At 32.1% G+C, this 4,574-nt stretch carries 3 protein-coding genes and 2 pseudogenes; all 5 read right to left on the minus strand.

Annotated features, from left to right (window positions below; translation table 11 throughout):
* Positions 1-516, minus strand: a pseudogene (locus OF897_RS21355) (RHS repeat-associated core domain-containing protein); the annotation flags it as partial.
* A gap of 381 nt (positions 517-897) precedes the next feature.
* Entirely contained in the window at positions 898-1,305 is a 408-nt protein-coding gene (locus OF897_RS21360; protein WP_267267690.1) for a hypothetical protein, read from the minus strand.
* A gap of 821 nt (positions 1,306-2,126) precedes the next feature.
* Positions 2,127-2,277 (minus strand): annotated as a pseudogene (locus OF897_RS21715) (RHS repeat-associated core domain-containing protein); the annotation flags it as partial.
* 283 nt (positions 2,278-2,560) lie between these two features.
* Entirely contained in the window at positions 2,561-3,550 is a 990-nt protein-coding gene (locus OF897_RS21370; RefSeq protein ID WP_267267692.1) for a hypothetical protein, read from the minus strand.
* A gap of 12 nt (positions 3,551-3,562) precedes the next feature.
* Positions 3,563-4,574: RHS repeat-associated core domain-containing protein (locus OF897_RS21375; RefSeq protein ID WP_267267693.1), on the minus strand; the 1,012-nt coding region annotated here is incomplete at its 5' end.

Genomic DNA, 4,574 nt, shown 5'->3' on the forward strand with positions numbered 1-4,574 from the left:
TCTTCCTGAAAAATAATGGTGTACTTTCTTAATTTTTACACCATCAGCTCGATAAGAATAGCTTAAATTTCTATAGACATCACCAGAAGCTCGCGTTACAAAATTATTAAACTTAATGTATTTCGGAAGATTAAAATCATTGTATTTAATTTCCAAAATTCCTTTATCGATATGGTTGGTCATGTTTCCATTATCATCATATGTAATCGTATTTCCTGATGTATCGGGATAACCGCTGTAATTATTTTTATGGTCAACAACGGATGTTAGTCTGTTACCATTATAACCGTATTCTAACTCATCAATCTCTTCAAAAAAGCCATCATAACCTTTTTGGTTTCTTTTAAGATCAGTTATATTTCCATTAAAATCATAATTCATGGTTTCGTTATACAAACCATTCTGCGGAAGGGTAGAATTAGGTTCCTGATATAATGCCGCAGTTAATCTGTTGTAGGTGTCATATTGATAACTGTATTTTTTCAAAACATCTTCTGACGAATTTTTCCAGATCATTTCAGTGATGTTTCCGTTGTAGTTTGCCTGTGCTACAGAAGCGTCTGATGTGGAAGCAAATTTCAGCTCATATCCGAAAAGGTCGGTTCCGAGATTGGCGGGATTGTTTACTTTGGTTACCCAGCCTCTTATATTGTAGGTGTAATCGATATTCTTAAGGGTTATGCTAAAATAGTTTTATTGTTTTTTATGAATATCACTAACTCTGATACACGAGGAATGATTCTCAATCATTTGCATATGTTTTTTTCTTCAAAAATAAACGAGAGTAGGGAATGCCTACTCTCGTTTTTAAATGTTTATTTTTAATTGGCTTTGATTTTCAGTGATTTAAGTTTTTAAAAACGACCATCACTAAATCTGATATATTACCAATTCCACCTATCCTTTATGAATTATTCTAATATTTATTGATTCACCTTTAGTATATGAATTGTCAAGTATTTGCAATATGCAATATATAAGATATACGAGTCTTCCTATTTCAAACATTCTGTAATTTATTTTATATATCTTGTTATCAAATTTAATTCTTTCATAACGAGTTGAGTATTTTTGGAGTTCTTTTTCACTAGGTTCTTGGTACCATTCAATTAATATTTTCTTTAAATATTTTTCTAAATCATCATATAAATCTTTAATTTTATCTTTATTGTTTAAAAATAAATTTTCATTTATTATATCCTTATTTTCTAAAAGTGGAACGAAAAAATATGGAAATAGATAGTATGATAAATTATCATCTATTAGTATTTCAGAATTACTATTTTTTATAATTATTTCTTTCATTTTGGTAATACATGTTTAATTACTTGACCTTGAGAATTATATATTTTTAAATGAGCTTTTGAAACATTTATGTTAACAGATTTAAAAATGTCTAAATAAGTGTTTGCTGCATTATAACCAGGAAGGTAATGACCTGATAAATTATTAATATTTACAATGTTTCCACTTCTTATTTTTAATTCTCCTGCTGCAAAGACATCTGCGCCTTTTGATAAAAAAGTATGCTTTCTTCCTAATAAAGTTTCACCTGATTGAGTAATAACAAAGTCAAATGTTCCTGACGCTTTTGTTGTTCCATTCATAATTATTTTACCATCTATAATTGACCCTAACAATTTACCTTCAGTACTTATAGGTAAAGTATTTTTTAAAAGTGTTCTCTGTAGTCCTTTTTCAAATCCAGCTTCAGGATTAATAAAAACCGTAGCAACCATCCCTATATTTTCTCTTTCCTCTGCATAAGGACCAATTCCTGAATTGCCAATTGCAGAGTAAGGATCTGTACTATTAAATAAAAGACCCAGAATGAAAGACCAACTTATATCACGCTTCTCTTCCATTGGAATTTTCTCCAGCGGTCCAAACTCTGTTATTTCTGGTTGTTTACTTTTTCCTCCAAAAAGATTACGGACGAAACTTTTGACATCCTGCCAAAATGAAGGTTTTGAGTCACCGCCGCCGCCACCACTTGAACCACCTGGATCAATATAGCTGTTTTGCTTATAAATAGGATTTAAATGCATATTTCCAGCACCATCTGTAGAAAACATGGGACGGTTTTCATTTGAAAAATTATGATAATCATAAAAACTGTCCATCGCACTTCTCCCATCGGGATCAATAAACCTCATAGGATTATTATTCCCATAATGATATGGCGTAAATCTTCTTGATGTTTCCGCCAACGGATCTACGACACACCATCTTCCCAAGATCAGGCATATAGAACCTTGCACCGTAATCATACATTCCTTAGTCTACTTTGGCTTTCGGGATTTGCCTACTTCATTTTTCCTCGTGCGAACGCTTACTTTTTGAACTTCTTCTCTGTTCCACGGTTTCAAAAATACAGTTTTCCAGTTGAAAAATAAAATGGGATTTTTACGGTTTTTTTGCAACCATCGATGCTTTTATCAAAGCCTCTAAACTTAAAAATATTGCGGCGCTTTAGTTATGTTTCCTAATACAAAACAGAATATTATGTAACACAAAAAAAACTCGCAAAATGCGAGGTTTTTTATTATCTGCTTATACTTTATAAATATTCCATTTCAGGATTGAAGGATTCTTCTATAAAGTTTATAAATTCTTTGGTCGTGTGATACAGCATATGGTAATAAAAATAAGCATGACGTTTCAATTCATCACCAAAATCCTCGGAATTATACAATCTTACAGTACCATTATTTAAAAACTCTTTTTTTGTACCGTTATCAAAAACTGTTTCAATTTCACTCACATCAAACATAGTCTTTGAACCAAAAAAGGACGCAAAATTGAGTGCAGGAGGATCAAAATGTGGGTGTACAAACTTTTCAAAAGTAACCAATTTGTTTATTTTTTTTGCATCAAGTTTTTCAAAAATAATGAGTTTGTATTCAGGTTCTTCCCACCATCCTTTTCTAAAATTATTTTTACAAGATTGATAATCTGTTTCTATTCCTAAAAAACATTTACCTTTAAAAGGTTTATACTTTATAATGGTTTTTCCGGAAACTATTCTTTCTGAAAATTCAGGAAACTTAACATCTAATAAATTTTGGTAATATAATATCCAGCCTTTTACATTAAAGAATGGACTGTTTACCAAGACATGATAAAGTTTTTTTTCGTCAACTATTTTATCTTCAAAACTATTAAAATGATTGATACTTTGATATGCTTTTTCTTCATCTTCATTTGCCCAAAATATTTCTTTAGAAAAACTTTCCTTTTCATACATTAAAGGAGATAAAATTCTGGAATTATCAACCGTACGTCCAAGATCATCTAATGCTAAAACCTGATAACCTGACATTTTGTTTTTGTATTCTACTGTATCATAATCTATAATAAACTCTACATGAGATAACCTTTCTTTTAGAAACTCTGTATGGTTATTCAAATCACTATATTTAATTCTACGATCTAAAATCCGGATAAAGAAAGTACTTTCTAAAATAGTATTTTGGTTATTAAGTATATAAACTAAAGTTTGATTAGCTAGTTTTGTTTCGTCAAGATCTATATGCGAAAATGTTTTCATATTTGTTACTATTTAATTAGGGATTAATCTTACTAAAATGCTTAAAATAACCATGGTTACAGCCGCTGCTGTGCCAACTTCATTTACTGTTTGTGGAGTTATTTTTGGAGATTGCTGAGTTTCTCTCACTCCTTCTCTCACAGGAGAATTGCAATTTAAACAATTATAATAAATCATACCATCAGTACCTATTGGAACATTATAAATAAATTGATATCCAGAATATGATAATACTCGACCATTTACGGGAGGAATCGGTGCACCTTGTGATGAGCCCACAAAAAATTTCTCATGTTTAAGCATAGTAAGAGCATCTGCGTATCCTTGAGCTTGATATTGCCCTTTTAATGAGAGAGAAGACTCCATAAAGTGGCTCATAGGTTTTAGTTCCCAAACTGAATTAATCCCATTACTCATATAATGCAAATCAGGACGCATTTTTAAATCCCATTTCCAAATGGATTGGCTTTTTTCCGAAAACCAATTCTCTCTAAAGTCTAAGTTGTTGTTAAAAAAATTAGACATTGCTGCATGTGCATAAACACCTGCAAGAGCTGGGCTAATTCCAAGATAATTCTGCATCCAAGGACTCAGCGAACTTCCCCCACCTCCGCCACCACTCGAACCACCAGCATCGATGTAACTATAATTAGCTGAAAAGCTATTGTTTTGTGTTCCATTAGACCCTCCGAAACTATGTGTCCCGTTAAAACTTGACATAGACCCTCCAAAATAAAAATGCCAATAAGCGTTTTGCGCATCTTGTCCGGTAAAAGTTTCTGAGCTTCTCCCATCGGGATCAATGTATCTTATCGGGTTATTATTTCCATACACATACGGAGAAAATCTTCTTGCAATTTCCGCTAAAGGATCTACGACACCCCATCTTCCAAGATCAGGCATATAAAACCTTGCGCCATAGTCATACATGCCAATCTCCTCCTGCATTTCCTTACCATTGTATTCGTACTTATAGCTTCCACCAGCATTAATTCCTTCACGGTATCTTAAGCCAAATGCATAG

Origin of the sequence: Chryseobacterium formosum, from assembly GCF_026460885.1 — a bacterium.
GTDB lineage: Bacteria > Bacteroidota > Bacteroidia > Flavobacteriales > Weeksellaceae > Chryseobacterium > Chryseobacterium formosus.